General features: G+C 62.4%; 17 protein-coding genes. 10 read left to right on the top strand and 7 right to left on the bottom strand.

Going from position 1 to position 23326, the window contains the following annotated elements; all coding sequences use genetic code 11:
* Both N4Q37_RS14790 and N4Q37_RS14785 read left to right on the top strand, forming a co-directional pair.
* Positions 1-2073 (top strand): DUF5801 repeats-in-toxin domain-containing protein (locus tag N4Q37_RS14790; protein ID WP_260958746.1); only part of this gene is annotated, 2073 nt, incomplete at its 5' end.
* Between the two features lie 212 nt (positions 2074-2285).
* Positions 2286-6470: a DUF5801 repeats-in-toxin domain-containing protein gene (locus tag N4Q37_RS14785; protein WP_260958745.1), complete on the top strand. Its 4185-nt coding sequence runs from the start codon at positions 2286-2288 to the stop codon at positions 6468-6470.
* A gap of 78 nt (positions 6471-6548) precedes the next feature.
* Here the strand turns inward: N4Q37_RS14785 and N4Q37_RS14780 are convergent, their stop codons facing one another.
* The 6 genes from N4Q37_RS14780 to nspC form a co-directional block, all read right to left on the bottom strand.
* Positions 6549-7265: a LuxR C-terminal-related transcriptional regulator gene (locus N4Q37_RS14780; protein ID WP_260958751.1), complete on the bottom strand. Its 717-nt coding sequence runs from the start codon at positions 7263-7265 to the stop codon at positions 6549-6551.
* Positions 7266-7648: 383 nt separating this feature from the next.
* Positions 7649-9043: a TolC family outer membrane protein gene (locus N4Q37_RS14775; RefSeq protein WP_260958744.1), complete on the bottom strand. Its 1395-nt coding sequence runs from the start codon at positions 9041-9043 to the stop codon at positions 7649-7651.
* A 2-nt stretch (positions 9044-9045) separates the two neighbouring features.
* Positions 9046-10371 carry an HlyD family type I secretion periplasmic adaptor subunit gene (locus N4Q37_RS14770; RefSeq protein ID WP_260958743.1) on the bottom strand — a complete coding sequence of 442 codons (1326 nt, stop codon included), beginning with the start codon at positions 10369-10371 and terminating at the stop codon, positions 9046-9048.
* Positions 10340-12124 carry a type I secretion system permease/ATPase gene (locus N4Q37_RS14765; protein WP_260958742.1) on the bottom strand — a complete coding sequence of 595 codons (1785 nt, stop codon included), beginning with the start codon at positions 12122-12124 and terminating at the stop codon, positions 10340-10342. Before N4Q37_RS14765 ends, N4Q37_RS14770 begins: the two co-directional genes overlap by 32 nt.
* Positions 12125-12313: 189 nt before the next feature.
* Complete coding sequence (locus tag N4Q37_RS14760; RefSeq protein ID WP_260958741.1) at positions 12314-13558, bottom strand: saccharopine dehydrogenase family protein; 1245 nt, start codon at positions 13556-13558, stop codon at positions 12314-12316.
* 25 nt (positions 13559-13583) lie between these two features.
* Entirely contained in the window at positions 13584-14681 is a 1098-nt protein-coding gene (nspC, locus tag N4Q37_RS14755) for a carboxynorspermidine decarboxylase (protein ID WP_260958740.1), read from the bottom strand.
* Positions 14682-15017: 336 nt separating this feature from the next.
* On the opposite strand from nspC, the gene N4Q37_RS14750 reads away from it, so the two are divergent.
* From N4Q37_RS14750 to phnE, 4 genes are read left to right on the top strand one after another with little or no spacing between them, the layout of a single operon-like run.
* Positions 15018-15869: a putative selenate ABC transporter substrate-binding protein gene (locus N4Q37_RS14750; protein ID WP_260958739.1), complete on the top strand. Its 852-nt coding sequence runs from the start codon at positions 15018-15020 to the stop codon at positions 15867-15869.
* The gene (locus N4Q37_RS14745; protein ID WP_260958738.1) at positions 15866-16663 is read left to right on the top strand and encodes a phosphonate ABC transporter ATP-binding protein; all 798 of its coding nucleotides are present in this window, start codon (positions 15866-15868) and stop codon (positions 16661-16663) included. The genes N4Q37_RS14750 and N4Q37_RS14745 overlap by 4 nt, the downstream gene beginning before the upstream one ends.
* Complete coding sequence (locus N4Q37_RS14740; RefSeq protein WP_260958737.1) at positions 16657-17484, top strand: PhnE/PtxC family ABC transporter permease; 828 nt, start codon at positions 16657-16659, stop codon at positions 17482-17484. The genes N4Q37_RS14745 and N4Q37_RS14740 overlap by 7 nt, the downstream gene beginning before the upstream one ends.
* On the top strand, positions 17481-18248 hold the full coding sequence (gene phnE, locus N4Q37_RS14735; RefSeq protein ID WP_260958736.1) for a phosphonate ABC transporter, permease protein PhnE: 768 nt from the start codon (positions 17481-17483) through the stop codon (positions 18246-18248). Before N4Q37_RS14740 ends, phnE begins: the two co-directional genes overlap by 4 nt.
* Before the next feature lie 42 nt (positions 18249-18290).
* On the opposite strand, the gene N4Q37_RS14730 is transcribed toward phnE, so the two are convergent.
* Positions 18291-19214 carry a LysR family transcriptional regulator gene (locus tag N4Q37_RS14730; protein WP_260958735.1) on the bottom strand — a complete coding sequence of 308 codons (924 nt, stop codon included), beginning with the start codon at positions 19212-19214 and terminating at the stop codon, positions 18291-18293.
* Between the two features lie 112 nt (positions 19215-19326).
* Between N4Q37_RS14730 and N4Q37_RS14725 the strand changes: the two genes are divergently transcribed.
* The 4 genes from N4Q37_RS14725 (at position 19327) to N4Q37_RS14710 (ending at position 23323) form a co-directional block, all read left to right on the top strand.
* Entirely contained in the window at positions 19327-20322 is a 996-nt protein-coding gene (locus tag N4Q37_RS14725; protein ID WP_260958734.1) for an aldo/keto reductase, read from the top strand.
* A gap of 132 nt (positions 20323-20454) precedes the next feature.
* Positions 20455-21216, top strand: coding sequence for a substrate-binding periplasmic protein (locus N4Q37_RS14720; protein ID WP_260958733.1), 762 nt, complete (start codon positions 20455-20457; stop codon positions 21214-21216).
* Between the two features lies 1 nt (position 21217).
* On the top strand, positions 21218-22561 hold the full coding sequence (locus tag N4Q37_RS14715) for a diguanylate cyclase (protein WP_260958750.1): 1344 nt from the start codon (positions 21218-21220) through the stop codon (positions 22559-22561).
* Positions 22562-22588: 27 nt separating this feature from the next.
* Positions 22589-23323: a substrate-binding periplasmic protein gene (locus N4Q37_RS14710; RefSeq protein ID WP_260958732.1), complete on the top strand. Its 735-nt coding sequence runs from the start codon at positions 22589-22591 to the stop codon at positions 23321-23323.
* Positions 23324-23326: the final 3 nt, after the last annotated feature.

Genomic DNA, 23326 nt, shown 5'->3' with positions numbered 1-23326 from the left:
AACGGCGGCGTGGTGGAAGGCCGCACCGCAACCACCAACCTGCTGGTGTTCACCGTCAGTGTGGCCGCCAACGCTGATGTCACCCTCGATCAACTCCGCGCGGTGGTCCATCCCGACACGAGCAATCCCGATGATGCCAAGAGCCTGACCTCGGACAACCTGGTCACCCTGGTCGCCACCAAGACCGACAAGGACGGCGACAGCGCCCAGGCCACCCTCAACATTGGCCAGAACCTGGTGTTCAAGGACGACGGACCGAGCATCAGCACCACCGGTACGGAACCGACGCTGACGGTGGATGAAACGGTGCTGGCCACCAACGACACCAAAAGCTTCGTGGCCAACTTCACCTCAGCGTTTGGCGCTGATGGGGCCGGCACCCTCACCTACGCACTGGGTGTGGTGGCGGGCGCCTCCGGGCTCGTCGACTCTGCCACCGGTGAGGCGGTCAATCTGTCGCTCAACGGCGGTGTGGTAGAAGGCCGCACGGCCAGCAGCAACCTGCTGGTGTTCACGGTCGCCGTGGCCGCGAACGCTGACGTCACCCTCGATCAACTGCGGGCCGTGATGCACCCCAATCCCAACAACCCCGATGACGCAACAAGCCTGACCTCGGACAATCTGGTCACGCTGGTCGCCACCAAGACCGACCGGGACGGCGATAGCGCCCAGGCCACCCTCAACATCGGCCAGAACCTGGTGTTCGAGGACGACGGGCCGTCGCTGGCGTTCGGCAACCTGATCGGCACCGGCAGCGTGCTGCCGCAAACCGGCTACTGGAACAAAGCGGCCGGTGCCGATGGATTGGGCGCGGCGGGCCTGGATATTTCGCTGGTCAACGGTCAGTTCACCCTGGTCCGCCCAGACGACACCACCGCCACCGGAACCGGCACACTCGTCGAGCAGTCGCCGTCACCAGACGCCAACGGCGCGTATCACTTCGCCGGGACGCTGACCGGTGACTTCGACAACAACGCCACCACCGCCGACACCAGCGTCGACTACACCCTGACCGCCTATGACGACGGGCACTACACCCTGGACCTGGTGCAGGGCTTCGCCTCGACCCTGGTGCTCAGCAGCGCCGACGGCTCTCTCGATGCCGGCGGCCCGGACCCGGTGCGCACGTTGTTGATTCCGGAAACCAATGACCCGACCATCCCGTCCGCTTCCGAGGAGATCGTGTTCTTCTCCGCCAAGGCCCTGGCCTCGACGGCGGATATCCTGACCGGCATCGGCCTCGGCGAGCCCGACCCCACCGAAGCCGCGTTGCAGACCAACCCGCTGCCGTCGTACATCGACCCGGCGGCGATGAACGTCAGCACCTCCGGTATTGGTGTCGCCAATAACCTGTTCCAGGGCGACAACCTGGCGGCCATCGGCGCCGCAGATGAAAGCTTCGTCATCAACCCGGAAAGCCTGCTCACGGGCATGAAAGTCTTCATCGACAACTCCGTGGCCGGCTACAACACGGCGACCGAGGACCTGTACTTCAGGGTCTACTACGAGGATGGCACGTTCTCCAACCTCACCGAGGTGAACGACCTGACACCGGAGGCCGGCGGCCAGGTGTCTTTCACCATCGAGAAAGCAGGCTCGGCCCTGATCGACGCGGTCCAACTGACCATGGCCCGCGGCGCGATCAAGATCCCGGTGATCCAGTTCATCCAGGAAACCGAGAGCCTGGCCAGCGATGTCCAGCTGTCGTTCAACGCAACACTGACGGACAAGGACGGCGACTCAGCCAGCAGTACGTTCGACGCCAACCTGTTCGCCAACGACGCGGCCAACGCCCAGTTCGATTTCACCTTGGTGGGCACCAGCGGCGAGCGTGATGCGTTCAACGTCGACCTGACGGTCGCCGAAAACAGGTACCAGGTCACCGGGTTCGACACGACGGCGGGCCAGCGCGACACCCTGGTACTCAACGGCGACCCGACGGCGGTGGTCCAGTCGATCGACAACACGGGTGCCGACAGCATCGTGACCGTTGCCGAGACCGGCGGGCAAACCACCACCATCACCCTGGTCGGGGTGGACGTGCTCAACACCGACATTGTGATGGGCGCCTGATACCTCGCGTCGCTTGAAACCTGCGAGGGTGGCCTGGAAACCACCCTCGCTTTGTTTTACGAACCCGGTGGGTGTAACGCGCCAGATTCATAGCCTGAAACTCCTAGCCCGCCTGGGAGTATCGGTCGATGCGCATTACGCCGCGCTTTTACATAGTGGCGAACACTGGTCAACGGTCAGACCTCGATGACCGCCACTGTTCGGAGCCCATCATGACTGTCCAAGAACAAGATTCCTCGCTGACAGGTAATACGACCACCCTCTTCACACCCTTTGTCGCCACCGCCTTGAGCGTCACGGCGACCGGCACCAACGTGACGCTGGATGAAACCGCCGGTTTGCAGAACGCTACCGCGACGCCGAGCCCGGCAGGCGACGCTGACGACAACGACATATTGCTGACGGCCCTGCCCTCGACCTTCTCCACCCGCCTGACCGCGCTTGGAGCAGGCACTGCAACGGGTGCGGCCTTGAGTGGCTACACCAGTGCCGGCGGCAACACCGGTAGCAACGCCTTCACCGTCAGCGCCGCGCCCGGTGCGACCATCACCAACATCAGCTTCGTCGGCACTACCGGCGCACCACTGGACGGCGTGGACAGCGGCCTCGATACACTCGGCGGCACCAGCATCCTGCTTTACACCGATACCAACGACAATATCGTCCTGGGTCGTGCCGGCGGGCCAAGCGGTGCGATCGTGTTCGCCGCCTACATCGAAGAAACCGGCTCACCGGTCTCCGGCGGCAAGATCTGGACCGTGCAATACCAAGCATTGAGCAACCCGGACACCAGCAACCCCGATGACCCGGTCAACCTGCTGGACAAGGTCTTCATCGGTGCCAGCCAGGATCTGGAATTCAGCCTCGCCAACGCACCTTCCGGGCAAAACCTGTTCCTGATGTTCACCACGGCGAACCCGAACACTGAAGTGGTCAACGGCGTCACCCGGATCACCGATCCCACCATCATCGCCACCGGTAAAGACCCGGCCGACCAGTCCAGCGGCGCCAATATCACCACCGGCGACACCATCAACACCAGCCAGGCCGGCGGGCCCACCACCTTCGGCACCAACAACCAGATGATCGTGGAACAGGAAGGCATCCGCTTTACCTTCGTCACCGGTGCCCGGCAGGACGTGACCATCCCCAACCTGGATCAGAACGAAGCAGACGTCGAGGCCAACGTTGACTTCACCAGCGTCTTCAACGCGAAGATGGCCAACTTCGACATCGTACAGTTGCAAAGCGGCAAGAGCGCCGTGGTGAAAATCAGCGCATTCAACACCGCCGCCGAACCTGGAGTGAATTTCATTAATGGCTACGCAGGCGATGCCGCAGTCGCCATCACCAATGTTCGGGTCATCAACATCAGCACCGGGCTGGTGATCGAGAACTCGGACGGCTCTGTAAACGACACATCCATAGCCATCAGCTTCAACGGCGGGGTTGCCACCATCACCGGCGTCAAGGCCGGCTACCAGATCGAATACACCACCACACAAACCCATAACCGCGTGCTGATCGAAAACGGTGCAGCCATCGACGCCAAGGGGACGAACCACGCCGACTTCGACATCGGCGGTTTCACCTTGGTCCAGGCGTCCCTGGCAAAAACCGAAATCGGCTCGAAAATGATCTTCGAGGACGATGGGCCGAGCATCAGCACCACCGGCACGGAACCCACGCTGACGGTGGATGAAACCGTGTTGGCGACCGATGCTACACAGAGTTTTGCGGCCAACTTCACCTCGGCGTTCGGCGCTGACGGCGCCGGTACGCTCACCTATGCGCTAGGCGTGGTGGCGGGTGCCTCGGGGTTGACCGACACGGCCACCGGCGAAGCGGTCAACCTGTCGCTCAACGGCGGCGTGGTGGAAGGCCGAACGGCGACCACCGACGTGCTGGTGTTCACCGTCAGCGTCGCGGCCAACGGCAGCGTCACCCTCGACCAGATCCGCGCGGTGGTCCACCCTGACACCACCAACCCCGATGACTCCAAGAGCCTGACCGCGGATAACCTGGTCACCCTGACCGCCACCAAGACCGACGGTGACGGCGACAGCGTCCACGCCACCCTCGATATCGGCCAGAACCTGGTGTTCAAGGATGACGGTCCAAGCATCAGCACCACCGGCACGGAACCGGCGCTGACGGTGGATGAAACGGTGTTGGCCACCAACGACACCAAAAGCTTCGCGGCCAACTTCAACTCGGCGTTTGGCGCCGACGGCGCCGGTACGCTCACCTATGCCCTCGGCGTGGTGGCGGGCGCCTCGGGGTTGACCGACACGGCCACCGGTGAAGCGGTCAACCTGTCGCTCAACGGCGGCGTGGTCGAAGGCCGCACCGCGACCACCAACGTGCTGGTGTTCACCGTCAGTGTCGCCACCAATGGCGACGTCACTCTCGATCAACTCCGCGCGGTGGTCCATCCCAACACGAGCAATCCCGATGATGCCAAGAGCCTGACCTCGGACAACCTGGTCACGCTGATCGCCACCATCACCGACAAGGAGGGCGACAGTGCCCAGGCCACACTCAACATCGGCCAGAACCTGGTGTTCAAGGACGATGGGCCTAGCATCAGCACCACCGGCACGGAACCGACGCTGACGGTGGATGAAACGGTGCTGGCCACCAACGACACCCAAAACTTCGCGGCCAACTTCACCTCGGCGTTTGGCGCTGATGGGGCCGGCACGCTCACCTATGCCCTTGGCATGGTGGCGGGTGCCTCGGGGTTGACCGACTCGGCCACGGGTCAAGCCGTCAACCTGTCACTCAACGGCGGCGTGGTGGAAGGCCGCACGGCCAGCAGCAACCTGCTGGTGTTCACCGTCAGCGTCGCCAGCAACGGTGACGTCACCCTCGATCAACTGCGGGCCGTGATGCACCCCAACCCGAACAACCCCGACGACGCCACGAGCCTGACCGCGGATAACCTGGTTACATTGGTCGCCACCAAGACCGACAAGGACGGCGACAGCGCCCAGGCGACGTTGAACATTGGGCAGAACCTGGTGTTCGAGGACGATGGACCGGCGCTGGCGTTCGGCAACCTGATCGGCACCGGCAGCGTGCTGGCGCAAACCGGCTACTGGAGCAAGGCGGCCGGCGCCGACGGACTCGGTGCGGCGGGCCTGGATATTTCGCTGGTCAACGGTCAGTTCACCCTGGTCCGGCCAGACGACACGACCACCACCGGGACCGGCACGCTCGTCGAACAGTCGCCGTCACCGGACGCCAACGGCGCGTATCACTTCGCCGGCACGCTGACCGGTGACTTCGACAACAACGCCGCCACCGCCAACACCAGCGTCGACTACACCCTGACCGCCTATGACGACGGCCACTACACCCTCGACCTGGTGCAAGGCTTTGCCTCGACCATCGTGCGCAGCAGTGCCGACGGTTCACTCGATGCCGGCGGCCCGGATTCAGTGCGTACGTTGTTGATCCCGGAAACCACTGACCCGACCATCCCGTCCACCTCCGAAGAGATCGTATTCTTCTCCGCCAAGGCGCTGGCCTCGACGGCGGACATCCTGAGCGGCATCGGCCTCGGCAAACCCGACCCCACCGAAGCCGCATTGCAGACCAACCCACTGCCATCGTACATCGACCCGGCGGCGATGAACGTCAGCACCTCCGGCATCGGCGTGGCCAACAACCTGCTGCAAGGCGACAACCTGGTGGCCATTGGCGCGGCCGATGAAAGCTTCGTGATCAACCCGGAAAGCCTGCTCACGGGCATGAAGATCTTCATCGACAACTCCGTGGCCGGCTACAACACCGCGACCGAGGACCTGTACTTCAGGGTCTACTACGAGGATGGCACGTTCTCCAACCTCACCGAGGTCAACACCCTCACGCCAGAGGCCGGTGGACAGGTGTCTTTCACCATCGAGAAAGAAGGCTCGGCCCTGATCGACGCGGTCCAACTGACCATGGGCCGTGGTGCGATCAAGATCCCGGTGATCCAGTTCATCCAGGAAACCGAAAACCTCGCCAGCGATGTCCAGCTGACGTTCAACGCGACACTGACGGACAAGGACGGCGACTCGGCTACGAGTTCGTTTGACGCCAACCTGTTCGCCAACGACGCGGCCAACGCCCAGTTCGATTTCACCTTGGCCGGCACCAGTGGCGAGCGTGACGCGTTCAACGTCGACCTGACGTTCACCCAGAACAAGTACCAAGTCACCGGCTTCGACACGACGGCGGGCCAGCGCGACACCCTGGTGCTCAACGGCGACCCGACGGCGGTGGTCCAGTCGATCGACAACACGGGTGCCGACAGCATCGTCACCGTTGCCGAGACCGGCGGGCAAACCACCACCATCACCCTGGTCGGAGTGGACGTGCTCAACACCGATATAGTCATGGGCGCCTGATAGCGGTCAGGCCTTGAAAAATGCGCGGGTGGTTCAGGAACCACCCGCGCATTGTTTTTTCACCCACTCACCTGAAGGTCAATCCAACTCCACCCACGTCGACTCAGGCGGCTGCTCCTGGTTGGTGAGCCCGTGCTTGAGCGCGTACATCAGCAAGTCCATCCGGTTGATCAGTTCGAGCTTCTGATAGATGTTGCTCAGGTGGTTGTGCACGGTGTGCTCGCTGATGCCAAGGCGCTCGGCGATGCTGATGTACTTGGCCGACGGGTCGCCGACGATCGCGTGGATCAGCTCCCGCTCACGCAACGTCAACCGTGCCTGTTTCGCCTGTTCCAGGTTGCACCTCAAGGGCACATGCCCGTTGGCCGCGTAGCCGCACAGCCCATCGGCCCAGGCCCGGTCCATGCCGATGTCATGGTGGTGGACCGTGAGGATCGCCCGGACGATCGATTCCGTCGGGTCTTCCGCCAACACGATACCCCGGGCGCCCGCCTCTATCGCCTGGGCCGCCGGGACGGCCTCGTACAAACCCTTGAGCACCAGCAGCTTCATACCGGGGCTGCGGGTAAGTTGCGCCACGACTTCCAGTGGATCCAGCGCATCGGGAAAGAAACTGAAAAAAATCACATTGGGACGCAACTGATCGGCCAGATTCAACGCAGTGGTGTAGGTGGACGCCTGGCCGCTGACTTCCATGCGCGGCTTCCTGGCATTGATCAGATCGTGAAGCCCCATGAGCACCAGCGGACGACAATCGACCAACAATACACGTATGGGTTTTCTGTGATCCGACATCATGGTTATGCCCCCTCTTGGAAGCCCAGGGTGACGACAACCGTGTCGGAAGTAGTGGCAGGTCGGGAAAGAACAGAAAGACCTTCGGCACCGCCCATGGGAATAATTATCAACAACTTACACATGATAACGTGCCCCTCTCAAGCTCTAGGCTGAGTCTAGGCCAGCCCGTCACGCCTGAGCTCCGGCGCCGGACCTCACCCTTTGGACGTCGCTCGATGGCAACGGGCTGTCGGCGCTGTCTATTGCTCGAAAAATCAAGGCATTGGCGACGTCAATCAACGATCACGACGCAAAAGCCATCGCGACCGCATCGTCAATTAAACGACGAACGGTGCAACAGCTTTGCTAAGTGAAATAATGCCGTCAATTAGCCGACGCGATCAGGGCGCCAGCACGGCTTGGCGAGCGCCGGTCGGGCTCAGCCAGGCGTTCACGCTTTCGATGCTTTGCGCCGGCGGCTTGCCAGCCCACCGATTGAGGGTCAGTACATTGCTGAGGAACTCGTATTGGGTTTTGAGCAAGTCGCGCCTGGCGCGAAACTCATTGCGTACGCTGGCCAATACGTCGACGGAATTGACCATGCCATAGCTCAGCGCTTTCTCCGCCGCCACCCTGGACAGCTGGGCCGAGTCCAGGGCCAGGCGGTTCGCACCGATCTTCTCGCCGTTGGAATTGGCGGTCAGGTAGGCATTGGTGATCTCCTTGACCACCCGCCGCCGGATCGCCTCCAGCTCCTGCTCGGCAACCACCTGGTCCTGGTAAAGCCCACGGACCCGCGCCGAGGTCGAGCCGCCGCTGTACAGCGGCACTTGCAGACCGATACCGGCGACGTAGCTGTCGGTGCGCGGCGCCAGGGAGTTGTTGTAGCCCTCGTTGGTTTGTTGCGCACTGAGGTTCAGGCTCAAGGTCGGATAGTGCCCGCCCTTGCCGCTGCGCAACGCCGCGCCCGCCGCTTCGACGCCGCTTTCGTTGGCCTTGAGCGCCGGGTTCAGCGCGATGCCGTCACGCACCCAACTTTCCAGGCTTTGCGCCGTCACCTGCAATTTCACGTCATCGCGGATCCGATTGAGCTTTTCCTTCACTGGTCGACCGACGATTTCCGCCAGCGCCTCGCGACTGAGGCTGGCCTGGTTGCGGGCGTCGAGTTCTTGCGCGGCGAGCAGATCCACCCGGGCCTTGAGGTCGAGCTGATCGGTCACCAGGGCCATCTGCTTTTCGTACAACGCGTTGACCCGGTCCAGGCTCCGTTGGGTGGTTAGACGCTCGGCCTTGACCAACTCCAGTTCATCCTCGGCCGCCAACGCGGTGAAGTAACGCTGCGCCAATTCCACCGTGGCCTCGGCCTGGGTATCCAGCGCCTGGGATTCAGACTGCTTGGCCAGGCTCTTGAACTTCTGATAGTTCTCCCACGCGGCCTTGTTGTAGAGGTACTGACGCAACACCAGACCGTAGCTTTCGCTGTCGAAGCTGCGCTGCACCAGGTCGCTTTCCTGGTGGATACGGTTCGTCCCGGCATTGAACGACAGCTGCGGCAGCAAGGCGCCAAAAGCCTCGCTCTGATGCTCCTGGCCCGCCTGCGCCCGGGCGTGGGAAGCCAGTATCTGTGGGTCTTCCAGCCGTGCCTCGCGGTACAACTGCACGAGGTCGGTGGAAAACGTCGAGGCGCTGACCTCGGTCGGTCTGGCCTCCTGCGTTTTCGCTGCATCGGTTTGCGCCCCGACGGCCCCCGCCGCCAGCATGAATATCCCCCCCAACAGAACTGCAGACGCATCCATGGTCATTCCTCGATCAATGATTGAGACAGGGCATTGCGGGCCGGCTGCATCAAGTACTGCAACAGCGTGCGTTGCCCGGTGATGATCAACACGTCCGCCGGCATGCCCGGCACCAGTTTGCGCTCGCCCAAGGTGCGCACGCCTTTATCGGTCACGCGGACCCGTGCCAGGTAATAGGCCGCGCCGGTCTTTTCATTGGTCAAGCGGTCAGCCGAGACACTGCTGACCTCCCCTTCGATCACTGGCGTGGTGGCGCTGTTGAACGCGTTGAAGCGGATGTCGGCCCGTTTGCCAATACCAATGCGGTCAATGTCCACCGGGGCCACCTGGGCCTCGATGACCAGTTCGGAAATCGACGGCACGATGTCCAGCAAGGGCGTCGCCGCGCGCACGATCCCGCCGATGGTGTGCACGGTCATGCCGATCACCATGCCTGCGTCGGGCGCGCGGATCACGATGCGGCTGAGCCGGTCCTCCAGCGCCGCGGTTTTCTCTTGCAGGTCGTAGAGCTTGGTCTGGACATCGGCCAGTTGCTTGGCCACGTCGGCGTCGAAATCCTTGTCGACTTGCAGGATCTGCAACTGGGTTTCGTTGATCTGTAGCCGCGTCTTGTTGATCATCGAGCGGTGATCGGCCACCTCCGACTTGAGTAACCCCAACTTGCGCTCCTGCTCAAGCAAGCGTTGCTTATCGACGAAGCCTTGCTTGAGCAGCTCGCTCAGTTCACCGATTTCACCGCTGTAGGAGTTCTCCAAATTAACCTTGGCGCCGATCATCGACTCCAGGCCCTTGATCTGTTGCTGCAACTGCCCGATGCGCTCACGCAGCACGGCGATCTGCCCCAGGCGCGAGCCCTGCCGGGCATTGAACACCTGGGTTTCACCCTGCACGGCCTCGACGCCCCGCGGGCTGCTCGCATCCACCACCTGGGCAAAGCCGATCGCCGGCAGCCGGTCACGCTCGGCCTTGAGCCGGGCCTCCATGGCGCTGGCCGCGATCAGCTGGTTATGGGTCACTTCGTATTCGGAGCGCAGTTGGCCATCGTCCAGGACGATCAGCGGGTCATCCTGCTTGACGATGTCACCGTCACGGGCCAGCACGGCCTTGACGATGCCGCCTTCCAGATGCTGGACCGTCTTGCGGTAGGACTGCACGGTGACAACCCCAGGGGCATAGGCGGCGCCATCCAGTGGCGCAAACGCCGCCCAGGTGCCGAACAACCCGAAGGTCAACCCTACAATGCCAATGCCCAGGCGGCGAATCTTGTGATCGGAAGTTGGCAGTTCGCTGGCGTTTTCAATTTGGCGGATGGGCACTGTGGGGTTCATCGGTATCACCTTTACTGGTAACGACCGAAGCCATGCCCACTCCTGCTGGCATGGCTTGCGTATGCGCCTGTGGATGCTGCGCGTTGAGTTCGGCCAGCACATGCTCGCGTGGCCCGTAGAGACTGATCACCCCGGCGTTCAGCAGCATCAGCCGGTCAAGTTGCGACACGATGTTGGTGCGGTGGGTGATGACAAACAGCGTTGCGCCGCTCTGCTTGAGTTGATGAATGGCTGCGGCCAGGGCGCGGTCACCGACGTCGTCCAGGTTGGAGTTGGGCTCGTCGAGAATGATCAGCCGCGGGTTGCCATACAGGGCCCGCGCCAGGCCGATACGCTGGCGCTGCCCCGCCGAGAGCATGATGCCCTCGCTGCCGATCACGGTGTCGTAGCCGTCGGGGAATTGCAGGATCATGTCGTGGACCCCGGCGATCCGGGCCGCCTGGATGACTTTCGCCGAATCGACCTCGGCAAAACGCGCGATGTTCTCGCCGACCGTGCCTTCGAACAGTTCGATGTCCTGGGGCAGGTAACCGATGTGCGGCCCGAGCTCATGCTTGTCCCAGGCGCTGATGTCCGCACCGTCAAGGCGGACCACGCCATTGTGCGGCGCCCAGACGCCGATCAACGCCCGGGCCAGGGTCGATTTGCCCGCTGCGCTGGGACCGATGATTCCCACCACGCAACCGGCCGGGGTACTGAAGCTGATGTTCTTGATGATCGGGGTTTTCGAGCCAGGCGCCATGACCATCAGGTTCTCGACCTGCACATGGCCCTGGGGCGCTGGCAATGGCATGCGCTCGGGTTGCGCCTGTTGTTTGGCGAGGATGTCGTGGAGGCGGTTGTACTGGGAACGGGCCGCAATGAAACCTTTCCAGCTACCGATGATCAGGTCGATGGGCGCCAGGGCACGTCCCAACAGCACCGAGCCGGCAAATACCATGCCGGCCCCCACTTGATGATCCACCGCCAGATACGCCCCCAACCCCAACACCCAGGATTGCACCAGGAGCCGGAACGTGCGGGAAAACGTACTGACCACCGCGCCCCTGTCGCTGGCCTGCGATTGCAACAACAGAATGCTCTTCTGCCGCCGCCCCCAACGTTCCATCAGGGTTTCGAGCATGCCCATGGACTCGATGACTTCGGCGTTGCGCAGGTTTTTCGTGGTGTGCAGCGTTGCCCCGATGTTCTCGCGGTTAGCCTGGGCCAGCGTGGGGCCGGTCAGTCGTTCATTGAGAAACGCCAGCGCCAGCAACAACAGGGCACTGCCCGTCGCCACCCAGCCGAACCAGGGGTGGAACATGAACATCACAGCGATGTAGATCGGCAACCACGGCGCGTCGAAGAACGCGAACAAGCCGTTGCCGGTGAGAAACTGGCGAAGGCCGGTCAGATCGTTCAGCGCCTGGGCCGAAGCGTCCATCCCGCCACTGTCCAGGGCCCGCTTGAAACTGGCCTTGTAGACCTGGCGACCGAGCAGCACGTCCAGCCGGGTACTGACCCGGACCATGATGCGCGATCGGATCCATTCCAGGAAACCCAGCGTGACCACCAGCCCGGTCAGGATCAGCGTCAGCATGGCCAAGGTGGTCAGGCTGCCACTGGTGATGACCCGACCGTACACCTGGAGCATATAAAAGGTCGGCACCAGCATGAGCGCGTTGATGAATAGGCTGAAAAAGCCGACAGAAATGAAACTGTCTCTACAGGCCTTCAGTGCTTTTTTCAGACTGTTTTCAGGAACGCTCCGCATGGAAACCCCCTGCTGGTGTAATTCTCCTTGGAGCTTAGATCACACCGAACGAGTGTGTGGGGGCAACGGGCCAGATCTTCTTTGGATACCGGAAAACTCTTGTGGCGCGTGTTCACCTTGACGAAGCCACAACGAAAAATGCCCCGGATCTTGCGATACGGGGCATTTTTTAACTACCGGGCAAAGGCCTCAGGCGTTTTGGTCCCAAGGACGATCGCCATGCTCATCCTTGATGCGCGTCGGCAGGCCCATGACGTCCAGCGCCTTGAGGAACGCCTCGGCAGGCAGCTCCTCGACGTTGACCATGCGCTGCACGTCCCATTCGCCACGCGCGACCAGCAAGGCCGCGGCCACCGGTGGTACGCCGGCGGTGTAGGAAATGCCCTGGCTGTCGGTTTCAGCGTAGGCGTCCTCATGGTCGGCTACGTTATAGATGAACATTTCGCGGGCCTGGCCATCCTTGGTGCCCTTGACCAGGTCGCCGATGCAAGTCTTGCCGGTGTAGCCCGGCGCCAGCGAACTCGGGTCAGGCAGCACGGCCTTGACCACTTTCAGCGGCACGACTTCCAGGCCTTCGGCGGTCTTGACCGGTTGCTCGGAGAGCAGACCGAGGTTGCGCAGGACGGTGAACACATTGATGTAGTGTTCGCCGAAGCTCATCCAGAAACGCACGTTCGGCACGTCGAGGTTCTTCGACAGCGAATGCACTTCGTCGTGGCCGGTCAGGTACAGGTTATGCGAGCCTACGACCGGCAGGTCGTCGGTGCGCTTGACTTCGAACATGGTGTTGCTGGTCCACTGGCTGTCCTGCCAGCTCCACACCTGTCCGGTGAATTCGCGGAAATTGATTTCCGGGTCGAAATTGGTGGAGAAATACTTGCCGTGGGAGCCGGCATTGACGTCGAGGATGTCGATCGAATCAATGCGGTCGAAATACTGTTGCTGCGCCAATGCCGCATAGGCATTGACCACACCCGGGTCGAAGCCGACGCCGAGAATGGCGGTGATGTTCTTCTGTTGGCATTCCTCGAGGTGTTTCCACTCGTAGTTGCCGTACCAGGGCGGCGTCTCGCAGACCTTGCCCGGTTCTTCGTGGATGGCGGTGTCCAGGTAGGCCACGCCGGTATCGATGCAGGCACGCAGCACCGACATATTGAGGAAAGCGGAGCCGACGTTGATGACGATCTGCGACTCGGTTTCGCGAATCAGCGCCTTGGTCGCTTCGACATCCAGTGCGTTCAGTGCAAAGGCCTTGATGTCGGCGGGTTGCTTGAGGCTACCCTTGGCCTTGACGCTGTCGATGATGGCCTGGCATTTGGAGATGTTGCGCGACGCGATAGCAATACGACCGAGTTCGTCGTTGTGCTGCGCGCACTTGTGGGCCACCACCTTGGCGACACCTCCTGCACCAATGATAAGTACGTTCTTCTTCAATTTTTTCAGGTCTCCTTCTGTCCGCTCAAGAGAGGCTGGACAGGTAGTCGTCGTAAACAAATTCGCGAACCACCTCGACACTACCGTCGAGTTGTTTCACTACGATGGACGGCATTTTCAGGCCGTTGAACCAGTTTTTCTTGACCATGGTGTAGCCCGCTGCGTCGATGAACGACAGCCGATCGCCGATGGACAGCGGACGATCGAATTGGTACTCGCCGAAGATGTCTCCGGCCAGGCAGGACTTGCCGCACACCATGTAGGTGTGTTCGCCCTCGCTCGGCGCCAGCTTGGCGTTCAGGCGATAGATCAGCAGGTCGAGCATGTGCGCTTCGATGGAGCTGTCCACCACGGCCAGGTGCTTGCCGTTGTAAAGCGTGTCGAGCACGGTGACTTCCAGCGAAGCACTCTGGGTGATCGCGGCCTCGCCCGGCTCCAGGTAGACCTGTACGCCGTATTTCTGCGAGAAGGCCTTGAGGCGTGCGCAGAAGGCATCCAGGGCGTAGCCCTCGCCAGTGAAATGGATCCCGCCACCGAGGCTGACCCACTCGACTTTATGCAATAGATGACCGAAACGTTCCTCGATGGTGCCCAGCATCTGGTCGAACAGACCGAAATCGTCGTTCTCGCAGTTGTTGTGGAACATGAAGCCGGAGATCTGCTCGATGACTTGCTCGACCTTCACTGGATCCCATTCGCCCAGGCGGCTGAACGGACGCGCCGGGTCGGCCAGCAGGTAATCGGAGCTGCTCACTTGCGGATTGACCCGCAGGCCACGGACCTTGCCGGCCGACGCCTCGGTGTAGCGCTGCAACTGGCCGATGGAGTTGAAGATGATCTTGTCGCAGTTCGCGAGCATTTCTTCGATTTCGTCGTCGGCCCAGGCCACGCTGTAGGCATGGGTCTCGCCGGCGAACTTCTGCCGGCCGAGCTTGAGCTCATAGAGCGACGACGAGGTGGTGCCGTCCATGTACTGCTGCATCAGGTCGAACACCGACCAGGTGGCGAAGCACTTGAGCGCCAGCAAGGCCTTGGCCCCGGACTGCTCGCGTACGTAGGCGATCTTCTGCATGTTCGCCAGCAGCTTCTGTTTGTCGATGAGGTAGTACGGCGTTTTGATCACTTTCGCGGCCTCCGGCAAGGCGAGCCAAAAAAAAGGATGCGCATTGTGCCTTCACTGACCGCATATCGAAAGAGCGAAAAGCCCCATTCACGCAATCCCCTGGCTCCTGGGCGACGCGTTGCACGGGGATCGGCCTGAATGCAGGAGGGGTTAGCGCCAGCAAGCTGTGCTCCCACAGGATGACCAGTCTGGTTGAGCTGTGTGTCAATTCACCGACATTCATCTGTTCGGCCAGAAACGGTTAATATCGCTCCCCTTCGTCTACCCTCACACTGCGGTGCATCATCCTGCGCGATATTGCACCCTCCCTTGCCTTCCTGATACCGGAGATTTTCCATGCTCAAGCGTTCCCTGGCATTGGCCGTCGGCGTGACCCTGTCCTTTTGCAGCCTGCTGACCCTGGCCGCCGATACGTTGAAAGTCAGCGCGATTCCCGATGAGGCACCAACCGAACTGCTGCGCAAATTCAAGCCGCTGGGGGCTTACCTGGAGCAGCAAATTGGCATGAAAGTCGAGTTCGTGCCGGTGAGCGACTACCCGGCCGTGGTCGAGGCGTTGGCCACTGACCGGATCGACATGGCCTGGTTGGGCGGTTTCACCTTCGTCCAGGCGCGCCTGAAGACCGGCAATGCCATCCCGCTGGTGCAACGCGAACAGGATGCCCAGTTCACCAGCAAGTTCATCACCGCCGACCCTGACGTCAAATCCCTCGCCGACCTCAAGGGCAAGACCTTTGCCTTCGGTTCTGTGTCGTCGACTTCCGGCAGCCTCATGCCGCGTTATTTCATGCTCCAGGACGGTATCAAGCCAGAAAGCTATTTCAGCCGCGTGGGCTATTCGGGCGCCCATGACGCCACCGTTGCCTGGGTCCAGGCCGGCAAGGTCGACGCCGGGGTACTGAACGCCAGCGTCTGGGAAAAACTGGTCGCGGCCGGCAAGGTCGACACCTCCAAGGTCAAGGTCTTCGCCACCACCCCGGCGTACTTCGACTATAACTGGACCGTGCGCGGGACCCTCGACCCCGCATTGGCAGCCAAGATAAAAGCCGCCTTCCTGGCGCTCGACCCGGCCAACCCGAAGGACAAGGAAATCCTCGATTTGCAGGCCGCCAGCCGCTTCATCGAAACCAAGCCTGAGAACTACCAGGGCATCGAGCAAGCCGCGCGCGCCGCCGAACTGCTCAAATGACCCTGCAACTGGCCCAGGTCCGCGTCACCCACGCCAACGGCGTCCATGCGCTGCGTGGCGTGGACCTGCACATCGGCGCGGGCGAACAGGTGGCGATCATCGGCCCGTCCGGCGCGGGAAAATCAAGCCTGCTCCATGTGCTGGCAACCGCCCTGCGACCGGTCGAGGGCGACGTGCAGGTGCTCGGCGAGCGTGCCTGGCAGTTGTCTTCCGGCCGGCGCCAGCGTCTGCGGGCACGCATCGGCCTGGTCCATCAAGCACCACCCCTGCCGCCGCGCCAACGCGTGGTCACCGCGGTGCTGGCCGGGAAGCTGGGGCAGTGGAGCCTCGGCAGGAGCCTGTTGAACCTGCTGCTGCCCCTGGATGTACCGGGCGCGCGCGCGGCCCTGGCCAGATTGGACCTGAGCGAGAAGTTGTTCGCCCAATGCCAGCAACTGTCCGGCGGACAACTGCAACGTGTCGGCATCGCCCGGGTACTGTACCAGGCGCCCGAGGTGTTGCTGGCCGACGAACCGGTCTCGGCGATGGATCCGATGCTGGCCGGACATACCCTGTCGGTGCTTTGCCGGCATGCCCGCGAGCACCGCGTCACCCTGGTCGCCAGCCTGCATGCGGTGGACCTGGCGCTGGCGCATTTTTCGCGGGTCATTGGCCTGCGCGAGGGGCAAGTCCTGTTCGATCTGCCCACCGAGGCGGTCGACCGTCCATTGCTCGACGCGCTCTACGCCAATGAACAGTTGCAGTCGTCGCCCATGCCGCCCTCGCCCCTGACCGTGCAGATCCCCCGATGCTGACACGCGATACCCGAGACCCCGCCACCCGCCCTCGCCTGTTGCTCGGCCTGCTGGCCCTCGTACTGCTGTGGCCGGGTGTCCGGCTCAGCGAACTGGACCTCAGCGTGTGGGTGACCAGCGACAGCCGCCGCGAGATGGGCCGGTTCGTAGCGGCTTTCTGGCCGCCTGCCCATGGCGACGAATTCCTTGGCCTGCTGTGGCAAGCCACCCTGCAAACCCTGGCCATCGCTACTGCCGGCATGGCCCTGGCGTTGCTGTTGGCCGTGCCCGCCAGCCTGCTGGCCAGCCGGGCATTGTCATTGTCGGCGGCGTCCCGGGCCGGTCATCCGAGCCGCTGGGGCCAGTGGCTGCGCTGGCCCGTGCGCGGGCTGCTGATCTTCCTGCGCAGCGTGCCGGAAATCGTCTGGGCCTTGCTCTTCGTGCGCGCCGTCGGCCTCGGCCCCACGGCCGGCGTGCTGGCCATCGCCATTACCTACAGCGGCATGCTGGGCAAGGTCTACGCGGAAATCTACGAGTCGGTCGATCAACGACCGATGCACGCGCTCTTGCAGGCCGGCAGCGGCCGACTCAGCGCCTTCGGCTATGGGATCGTGCCCAATGTCGCGGCGGAACTGCTGTCCTACACGGTGTACCGCTGGGAATGCGCGATCCGCGCCTCGGTGGTGATGGGTTTCGTCGGTGCCGGCGGCCTGGGCCAGCAGATGGACTTGTCGTTGCGCATGTTTGCCGGCGGTGAAGTCGCGAGCCTGCTGCTGACGTTCCTGATATTGGTGCTGCTGGCCGATCAACTCAGCCGCCTGCTGCGCTGGAGGCTGACGTGAATCGCCTGCTCAACACGCTCATTGTCCTGAGCCTGGGGGCGGCGATCGTCACCTCGTTCGTCTACCTGGGTGTCGATCTGGGCGAGCTTGGCGAGAGCGGCAACCTCGGCCGGATGGGTGCCTACGCCCAACGTTTCCTGAGCCCGGACCTGAGCCCGGGCCATCTGCAAGCGATCGGCCATGGCGCCTTGGAAACCTTGGCCATGTCGGCCCTCGGCACCCTGCTCGCGGCGGTTTTCGGCCTGCTATTGGCACTGCCCGCCGCCGGACGCTTCGGCTGGCCCTTGCAGAGCGCTTCACGCCTGCTGCTCAATGCCTTGCGCGCCGTGCCCGAACTGGTGTGGGCCGCGCTGATGGTCCTGGCCGCCGGCCTCGGGCCCAATGCCGGCACCCTGGCCTTGGCCCTGCACACCACCGGCGTGCTCGGCCGGCTGTTTGCCGAGGCATTGGAAAACACCCCCACTGAACCGGCCGACGCCATCCGCCTGCAAGGTGGCAATGCCGTATTGGCGTTCTGTTACGGCACGCTACCCAACGTCATGCCCCAGTTGCTGGCGTACATTCTGTACCGCTGGGAAAACAACATCCGCATGGCCAGCGTGCTCGGCTTCGTCGGTGCCGGCGGGCTGGGGCAAATGCTCTACGTCAGCCTCAGCCTGTTCCAGGAAGCCCAGGGCAGCACCGTGATCCTGGCCATGCTGCTGCTGGTTTTTGCGGTCGATACGTTGAGCGGCTGGAGTCGTCAACGGTGGGTCAAGGCGTGATGAGGCCATGACACCGAGCGCCTGTGGCGAGCTGAGATCGCTCTAGATCCTCTCCATCAACGCGGGCTGCGCATCCGCCTCCCCGTGTAGCAGCTCGATCACCCAATCGATGAACACTCGCACCCGGGGCGACAGTTGCCGATGGGGTGGGTAGACCGCTGAAATCGGCCACGACGGTACGCTGTATGCTTCCAGCACCGGAACCAACCGGCCTTCGGCCAACTGAAGCTGGACGTGGTAACGCGGCACCTGGATCAGGCCAAATCCCGCCTCGCACGCCGTCACGTAGGCGTCGGCGTTGTTGACGGCTAGCTCACTGGGCATTTGCACTTCGCGCACCTGCCCTGCCACTTCGAATTCGAACGGGAAGAACCGCCCGTTGCCGGACGCGAAACCAATTGCCCGGTGCCCCGTCAGTTCTTCCAGTTGCCGGGGCGTGCCGGCGCGAGCGAGGTAGCCGGGGCTGGCACACGTCAGTTGATGCAGGCGCACGATAGGACGCGCCACCAGGGCCTGGTCAACGATGTTGCCGGCGCGGATCGCACAATCCACGCCCTCGCGCTGCAAATGGACCTGGTGGTCATGAAAACCCATGTCCAGTTGCAAGGCTGGGTAGCGCCGATAGAAATCCGGCAGCCGTGGCAGGATCCAACTGCAACCAAAGGCGATGGGCATGTCGACCTTCAAGGTGCCGCGCGGCTGGCTGCGCTGCACCGACAACGAACTTTCGAGCTCATCGAGGTCGTCCAGCAACTGGCCGCTGCGTTGGTAATAGGCTTGGCCGTCGAGCGTAGCCCGCACCTGCCGCGTGGTGCGCTGCAATAGCTGTACGCCCAGGTGGGCTTCCAATTGCTGGATCAACAAACTGACGGTGGCCCGGGGCAAACCCAGGTCATCGGCCGCCTTGCCAAACCCACCCAGTTCAACAATACGACGGAACACCTGCATGGCCTGCAATCGGTCCACTGCCCACCTCACTATTCAGATATTGCGAATAGTTAAATCAAAAATCGTAGATTTATCCATACATCCGTTTACCGGAGACTGCACGGGTCGTTCATCTCCAGGAGCTATCAACATGAAAACCCGCCAACTCGGCCATCGCGGCCCTCACGTTTCCTCCATCGGCCTGGGCTGCATGGGCATGTCGGACTTCTACACCACCGGTGTGGACGAGAAAGAAGCGATCGCCACGCTTCACCACGCCGTGGAACTGGGCGTGACGCTGTTCGACACCGCCGACATGTACGGCCCGCACACCAACGAAGCACTGCTCGGACGGGCCTTGCGTGGCAAGCGAGAGGGCCTGTATCTGGCGAGCAAGTTCGGCCTGGTGCGCAGCAGCGATCCCCATGCCCGAGGCGTCAATGGCCGCCCCGAATACGTCCGACAGTCAATCGACGGCAGCCTCAAGCGCCTGGGCACCGACTACCTCGACCTCTATTACCAGCACCGCATCGACCCGCAAGTACCGGTCGAAGACACCATCGGGGCCATGGCCGAGCTGGTCAAGGCCGGCAAGGTCCGCCACATCGGCATCTCGGAAGCCAGCGCCGAGACCATCCAACGGGCCCACGCCGTGCATCCCCTGGCGGCGGTGCAAAGCGAATACTCATTGTGGTCCCGCGAGCCCGAACACAATGGCGTGCTCGAGACCTGTCGGCGCCTGGGCATTGCCTTCGTCGCCTACAGCCCCCTGGGCCGCGGTTTTCTGACCGGCGCGCTGAAGTCGCCGGAGGATTTCGCCGCCGATGACTATCGCCGCTCCAGCCCACGTTTCCAGGCAGACAACTTCCATCGCAACCTGGCGCTGGTGGAGCGAGTCAAGGCGCTGGCATTGGACAAGGGCATCAGCGCTTCACAATTGGCCCTGGGTTGGGTATTGGCCCAGGGCGAGCAGGTCATCCCGATCCCGGGGACCAAACAGCGCAAGTACCTGGAGAGCAACGTGGCAGCGGCTTCGGTGGTATTGAGCGCGGATGAACTGGCCCGGTTGGATGAGATTTTCACGGGCGAAGGTGGGGTGGCGGGCGATCGATACGCGGCGCAGACGATGGCGCTGTTGAACGGCTGATTGCGCCAGGGGGTTGACAAGCCTGCCGTTTCGACAGATTGGACTCAAGCAGCCGTCAGCCCGGCCGATAACCCTGACAGTGATAGTGCCCAGGCCTCCCTGGGCGCTGCTGGTTGCATAGGGTAATGGTCGATGGGTTTGCCGCTTCTCAATCGCCTGCTGATGTGGGGCGTCCTGATGTGCCTCGCCGCGAACGCTTGCGCGGCCGAGGCACCGCTGCGCATCGTGACGGAGGAGCTGCCGCCCTACAACATGACGCTGGACGGTCGCGTGACCGGCATGAGCACCGAAGTGGTCCAGGCCGTGCTCAAGGAAGTCGGCATGGACGTGCCTATCCAACCCATGCCTTGGGCCCGGGCCTACGAACTGGCGCTCAATGAAAGCAACGTGTTGATCTATTCGATCGTCCGCACGCCTGCCCGTGAAGGGCTTTTCCAGTGGGTAGGCGCTATTGCCCCGACGCAGTGGTACATGTACTCACTGGCGGACCGGCCGGTCAGACTCAACTCCCTGGCCGATGCCCATGGTCACCAGATCGCCACCGTCAATCAGGATGTCGGCGAGCAATACCTGATCTCGAAGGGTTTTCGCATCGGCGAAGAATTGCAGTCGAGTACCAAGTACGAACACAACTACCGCAAGCTCAAGGTCGACCACGTCGAGCTGTGGATTTCCAATGAACTCAACGCGCTGTACATGACTCGCCAGAACGGCGAGGACCCGGACAAAGTGCTGGTCCGTTCGCTGCCGCTTCCCGAACTGAGCAGCGCCGGGGGCTTCAGCATGGCATTCAGCCGCAAGACCCCGACCGAGACCGTGGAGAAATTCCGCGCTGGCCTCGAAACCATCCGTCGCAATGGCGTCTACGATGCCATCGTGCGCAAATGGTTATGACATGGGTGACGACTTCCGCACGGTGTCCCCCCCGCGACCCCAGACCAGGGTCCTCAGCTCGCTAGGCCGGCGCCTGGTGTTGGCGACGCTGTTGTTCTGCCTGCTCTTTACCCTGGCGATGGTCACCTGGCGTACCTGGCAGGCGTGGGAAAACAACCTGGCGGAAATGAATTCGGAGCTGGCCCTGATCGACCAGGTATTCCAGAACACCCTTGCCCACGCCATTTGGGAGATGGACCGCGAGTCCCTCGACCAGCAAATCAGCAGTGTCGCCACGGCAGCTCCCGTGGGCCGTGTGGTGTTGAATATCCTGCGCCCCGGACAAGCGCCTGAAGTCATCGAGCGCAATCGATACACCGTCGCGCAATCGGGCGTGGTGCCGGTGTTGCATCGCCAGCTCATCGCCCAGCCCTACGCCGGGGCCCATGAAAAAGTCGGCGAGCTGACCATCGAAGGCGACCATAACCTGCTTTGGGAACGGCTCTGGGGCGAAGCCCGCAGCATCGTCATTACCCAGATCATCCAGTCCTTGTTGCTGGCCGGGTTGATCATGACCATGTTCAACCGCCTGGTGACCGTGCACGTGGTGCACATCGCCCGGCACCTGGGCGAACTCGCACCGCAGACCCTCAAGCATCACCTCAAGTTGCAACGCACGGTGCACCGTCAGGACGAACTGAGCTTGCTCGAATACCAAGTCAATGAACTGCAGGACAATCTCCATGCCCACCTGGAGCGCCAGCATTCGGACGAATTGGCCCTGGCCGCCAGCCGCGATCAAATGGCCGAACTGGTCGAGGCGCGCACCGCTGAACTGAAGGCAGCCAACCAGGCCCTCGAAGAATTGTCGCGTCACGACGCCTTGACCGGCCTGGCCAACCGTCGCTATTTCGACGAACTGAAGGAAGTCGAGTTTCGCCGGGCGATCCGCCACCAGACCCCGCTGGCCGTGCTCATGTGCGATGTCGATTTCTTCAAGATCTACAACGACACCTATGGCCACATGCAGGGGGACCAGTGCCTGAAAGAGATCGCCAAGACCCTGCGCAGTGTCTTTGGGCGCTCCGGCGAACTTACCGCTCGCGTCGGTGGCGAAGAATTCGTCGTGGTCCTGCCCAACATCGACACCACCCAGGCTTGCGAAGCCGCCCAGCGATTGCGCACAGCCCTGGCGGCGCGTGAACTGCCCCACAGCGGCTCGAAGGTCTCGCCTTTCGTCACCGTGAGCATCGGCGTCGCCGAACTGGAGCCGCAAACCATGGGGCATTTCGATCAACTGCTGCAACGCGCCGACCAGGCGCTGTACCGGGCCAAACACCAGGGCCGCGACTGCGTCGCCCTGTAAAACCATCGCATGCCACGAGGTTTGTATATGCACAATCGCCTGTCGCTCTGCTCATGCCTGCTACTCGCCTTGATCAGCCTGAAAAGCCACGCCGAAACGATCGAAGTGATCACCGAAGACTCCCTGTACGCCTATCAGCGTGACGACAAGGTCGCTGGCCCCGGCATTCGCATCGCCGAGCAAACGCTCAAGGACGCGGGGCTCACTGACTACAGCCTGTCGTTGTACCCATGGGCCCGGGCCTACGAAAAGGCGCTGCACGAGCCGAACGTGCTGATCTTCCCGTTGGACCGCACCCCGGCCCGCGAGGCGCTGTTCAAATGGGTCGGGGAAATCCATCGGGTGGCGAGCCGGCTCTATAAATTGCGTGGGACTGACGGCATCACCATCAACAACCTCGAAGACGCCAAGCAGTACAGCATCGGCGTGGTGCGAAATGACGCCAAGCAGATCTACTTGCAACAGCGCGGCTTCACCCGGCTGGTCATGTCGGGCAACAACCACGACAACTTTCAAAAACTGCTGAATCACCAGGTCCAGCTGGTGCCAATGCCGGAAAATACCGCGCGGTTGATGAGCCAGGATGCCCAAGTGGAGTTCACTTCCCTGGAAGAGGTCTATACCCTCGACGAGCAACCCCACAGGGTCCACCTGGCCTTCAGCCTGAGCACGCCGGACGACGTCGTCGCCAAGGCCCAGCACGCTTTCGAGCAGCTCAAGGCTTCCGGTGAAGTGGCGCGGATGATGAACGAACAGCGGTAGACT

This window comes from Pseudomonas citri, from assembly GCF_025336485.1.
GTDB classification, from domain to species: domain Bacteria; phylum Pseudomonadota; class Gammaproteobacteria; order Pseudomonadales; family Pseudomonadaceae; genus Aquipseudomonas; species Aquipseudomonas citri.
Note: the sequence above shows the minus strand (reverse complement) of the source record. Positions and strands in the feature narration are given on the sequence as shown.